The organism is Protofrankia sp. Cas8, from assembly GCF_963555845.1.
Taxonomy (GTDB): Bacteria; Actinomycetota; Actinomycetes; order Frankiales; family Frankiaceae; genus Protofrankia.
Map to the genome: position 1 here is coordinate 1 of NZ_CAUVXI010000309.1, position 4,409 is coordinate 4,409.

At 70.4% G+C, this 4,409-nt stretch carries 3 protein-coding genes; all 3 read right to left on the minus strand.

From position 1 onward, the window contains the following. Window positions 1-2,377, minus strand: a 2,377-nt coding sequence (gene pheT / locus U9977_RS25880; protein ID WP_322751897.1) for a phenylalanine--tRNA ligase subunit beta, incomplete at its 3' end; no start/stop codon positions are given. A 2-nt stretch (window positions 2,378-2,379) separates the two neighbouring features. After that, window positions 2,380-3,414: a phenylalanine--tRNA ligase subunit alpha gene (gene pheS, locus U9977_RS25885; RefSeq protein WP_322751899.1), complete on the minus strand. Its 1,035-nt coding sequence runs from the start codon at window positions 3,412-3,414 to the stop codon at window positions 2,380-2,382. A 302-nt stretch (window positions 3,415-3,716) separates the two neighbouring features. Beyond that, on the minus strand, window positions 3,717-4,409 hold a 693-nt coding region (locus tag U9977_RS25890; RefSeq protein ID WP_322751898.1), incomplete at its 5' end, for a sensor histidine kinase.

Below are 4,409 nucleotides of genomic sequence, written 5' to 3' on the forward strand. Positions count from 1 at the left end.
CCGCGACGACGAGCGCGATGTCGCGATCAGCGGGCGGATAGGTGGACACCACGGGCGCGGTAACCGGCGGACGCCTCGACGCGATCTCGACCAGCGCGTCGAGATCGAGCTCCATCGCACAGGTCCGGGCCGGCAGTCCGTAGGCAGCGATCACCCGGGGATGCAGCTCCCCGGCGTACCCGATGATGCGGCCGGCGGCCGAACCTACCGCGGCCGGATCTGCCGCTGTCAGCCGCGCGCACCGGCCGGGGTGCCAGGGCATCACCGTGTCCGCCGCCACTGTCACGTCCAGACCGGCGGCACCCGCCACGGTGTGCGCGGCTGCGACCGCGTCCTGCCAGCTCACCGGTTGCCCCGGTCCCCACCAGCCGGCCGGCTCCCGCAGGCCGGTGAGGACGACGGCCACCAGCCTGGGCTGGTCGGGCAGGGCGGCGTTCAGCGCGGCGATCTCGTCGTCGCCGGGCCGGTGGTCGACCGCGGGTGTCGACGGCGTGGCAGCGGCAGGCATGCCAGTGGCAGTGGCAGTGGCAGTGGCAGTGGCAACAGACCGGAACACCAGCCCGGTCTCGAACAGGGCCAGGTTGGGCTGACCCCGGCCGATGTTGCGGCCGGCCGCGGCGAAGAGTCCGGGTAGCAGGGATGTGCGCAGGTTGGCGGCGTCCTCGGCGATCGGGTTTGCGATCCGGACCGCCGCGGCGCGTGGGTCGTCCTCGTCGAGCCCGAGCCTGGCCGGCGTGTCGTCACTGACGAAGGGGACGGTGAGGACCTCGATGTAGCCCTGGCTGGCCAGCGCCGCGTCGACCGCACGGCGCAGCCGCTGGCCCTGGGTCAGGCCACGGCCGGCGGGTAGCCGCGGGAGCGTCACCGCGATGGTGTCGTAGCCCTCCAGCCGGATGACCTCCTCGACGAGGTCCGCGGATCGGGTGAGGTCACCCCGCCAGGACGGTGGGGTGACCGCGAGCAGATCCGTGGGCACACCGCCGCCACCGCCCACACCGCCCGGGCGGTGTGGCCCGGGTGCCTCGGTGACCAGGCAGCCGACCTCGGTCAGGCGTCGGCGGACGACATCGGGCGGGTAGGGACGGCCGCCGAGGCGGGTGGTCTCGGCGACGGGGAACAGGATGGTCGGCGCCGGCCGCCGGTGGTCGATGTCGGTCACCCCGGCCTCGGCCGTGGCGCCGGTGAGCTCGGTGAGCAGCCGGACCGCAGCCTGCGCGGCCACCGGCGCGAGCGCCGGATCGACGCCACGTTCGAACCGGCGGGACGCCTCCGAGGTGAGCTGGTGGCGTCGGGCCGTGCGGGCGACGGCGATCGGGTCGAAATGGGCCGCCTCAATCAGGATCTCGGTGGTGTCCGACGAGATCTCGGTGGACGCGCCACCCATCACACCGGCCAACGCCACCACCCCGGAGTCGTCCGCGATCACGAGATCTTCGGGGTCGAGTTCCCGTTTGACACCGTCGAGGGTGACCAGCCGTTCGCCCTCACGGGCCCGGCGGACCACGATCGGGCCGGACAGCTTCGCCCGGTCGAAGGCGTGCAGCGGCTGCCCCAGCCCCAACATGATCAAATTGGTGATGTCGACCGGCACCGAGACCGGCCGCATGCCCGAGAGCGTGAGGCGGCGGGCAAGGCGCAACGGGGTCTGCGCACCCGGGGAGGCCCCGCGCACGACCCGGGCGACGTAGCGGGTACAGGCCTCGGGGTCCGCCACCACGACCGGGTACCCGAGCGTGGCCGGTGCGTCGCTGCGCTCACCGAGGCCGGCGCCGCCGGCGTCGCTGCCACCGGCAACCACGGCGGCAGGATCATGGAACGTCAGCCCGAACGCGGTCGCCACCTCCCGGGCGATCCCGCGGACCGACAGGCCGTAACCACGGTCCGGGGTGACGGCTATGTCAAGGACGTCGTCGGCGAGATCCAGCAGCTCGGCGATGTCCACGCCCAGCGGGGTCTCAGGCGGCAGCACCAGGATACCGTCATGATCGTCACCGATGCCCAGCTCACGGAGCGAACAGATCATCCCCTCGCTGAGCTTCCCATAGGTCTTGCGCGCGGTGATGGTGAAGCCGCCGGGCAGCACCGCGCCGGGCAACGCCACCGCCACCCGGTCGCCGACCTCGAAGTTGAACGCCCCGCAGATCACCCCGCGGGTACCGGTCTGGGACACCGCGACATCCACCCAGCGCACGTTCTTCTTCTTGGTCTCGACGACCTCGATCGAGACGACCTCGCCGACGACGACCCCGGCGAGGTCGTGACCGACGGACTCGACGGACTCCACCTCGAAACCGGCCCTGATCAGCGCCTCGGCGACTGCCTTCGCCGGTGGCAGGCCGTCGACGGCCTCCCGCAGCCACGACATGAGAATTTTCATGATCAGCTCCCCGTCCCGAACAGACGACCGAAACGGATGTCACCGTCGACGAAGTCGCGGATCTCGCGGACGTTGTGCCGAATCATCGCCGCACGTTCCAGACCCATGCCGAATGCGAACCCACTGTAGCGGGACGGGTCGACGCCGCAGGCGACGAGCACGTTCGGGTCGACCATCCCGCAGCCACCGACCTCGATCCAACCCTCGTCGGAGCACACCCGGCACGGCTGGCGGGCAGCCTCGCCGCGGCAGGCGAAACAGACGACGTCGAGCTCTGCCGACGGCTCGGTGAACGGGAAGTAGTGCGGCCGCAGTCGCGTCGACAGACCCGAACCGAACAGGGCCTGGGCGAACACATCCAGCGTGCCGCGTAGGTCGGCCATGGTGATGCCCTCATCGACCGCGAGGCCCTCAATCTGACCGAATACGGGCGAGTGCGTGGCGTCGACGGCGTCGTTGCGATACGTCCGTCCCGGGCATACGACGTACACCGGCAGCGGACGCGACAGCAGCGCGCGGACCTGCACCGGCGAGGTATGCGTGCGCAACAGCAGCCCGCTGCCCATCGGGTCGACGTAGAGGGTGTCATGAGAACTGCGCGCAGGATGATCGGGGTCGAGGTTCAGCGCCTCGAAGTTGAACCAGTCGTGCTCGACCTCGGGCCCCTCCGCGACCTCGTAACCCATCGCCACGAATACGTCCACCAGGTAGTCGGACAGCGCCGTGATCGGATGCCGCGCTCCCCGCGGAGCGCGATCCACCGGCACGGTGACGTCAACCCGCTCCTCGACGAGGACCCGGGCGTCCCGGTCGGCGGTGAGCTCGGCGAGCCGTGTCTCATAGAGTGCCCGGACCGAGGCTGCGGCATCGTTGTGCCGGCGCCCGGCTGCGGCACGGTCCGCCTGCGCCAAGGCGCCGAGCACCCGGCGCGCCAGCGCCAGCGGAGCGGAGCGGCCATCCACATGCGAGGTGCGGACGGCGGCGAGCTCGTCGAGATCGCCTGCGGCGGCGATCGCCTCGGACGCCTGCGCGCACATCCTGGCGAGCTGCTCGGGATCGAGCTGGTCCGGACCGGTCGGGTCGCGGTCGGTCGGGTCGCGGTCGGTCGGGTCGCGGTCGGCATGGTTCGAGTCAGCGCTCGGTGGGGACGGGGACACGCTGGTCATCCTCATTGAGGTCGTTGATGGTCGAACCGACCATCAGGTGAGATCCCGACCGGCACCCACCACAAACGGGCGGACGCAGGCCGGGTGCGGGATGCGGGCCGGGGCGCCCACCGGGTTGCGACGTCGCTCCAGGTGATCAGACTCCAGATGATCTGGCTTCTGGCGATCAGACCTCAGGGGAAGACGGGTGCTCCGGCGGGCACGACGAATCGGAACTCGGCGCCACCACCCGGCGCCCGCCCGACCATGATCGTCCCGCCATGCGCCTCGATGAGCGCCTTGGCAATGTAGAGCCCGAGGCCTGTTCCGTTACCACGGGTGGCGCCGCGCCAGAACTTCGCGAAAACCCGGGACGCACTCGCCTCGGGCACGCCCTCGCCCTCGTCCGCCACGGTCACATCGGCCCCGGTCGGCGTGCCGCGCATGGCAATGGTGACGGTACCCGCACCGTGGCGCAGCGCGTTGTCGACAAGATTGTGCAACACCTGTTCGATCTTGTCGGAGTCCAGCCACATCTCCGGCAGTTTACCGTCAGTGAACACCGCGAACCGGTCATGGGTGGCCTCCCCGGCCGCGACCTTGCCGTCCACGACCCGGCGCAGCGTCAGATCAAGATCCACGATCTGCTTGCGCATCTGGATCCGACCGGAGTCGATGCGCGACACATCGAGCACCTCGGCCAGCAGTCGGGTGACCCTGTCCGCATCGGTGTTGACGGTGTTGAGCATGAGCTTCTTCTGCTCTTCGGTGAACCGGTCCCACTTCGCCAACAGCGTGGCCGTAAACCCCTTCACGCTCGTCAGCGGTGACCGCAGTTCGTGCGCGACCGTGGACACCAGGTCGGCGCGGTTGCGCTCCAGCCGCTC

Bases quoted from the DNA above. Each gene is read 5' to 3' on its own strand.
- pheS (WP_322751899.1), bottom strand. From the start codon at position 3,414: ATGTGCGCGCAGGCGTCCGAGGCGATCGCCGCCGCAGGCGATCTCGAC.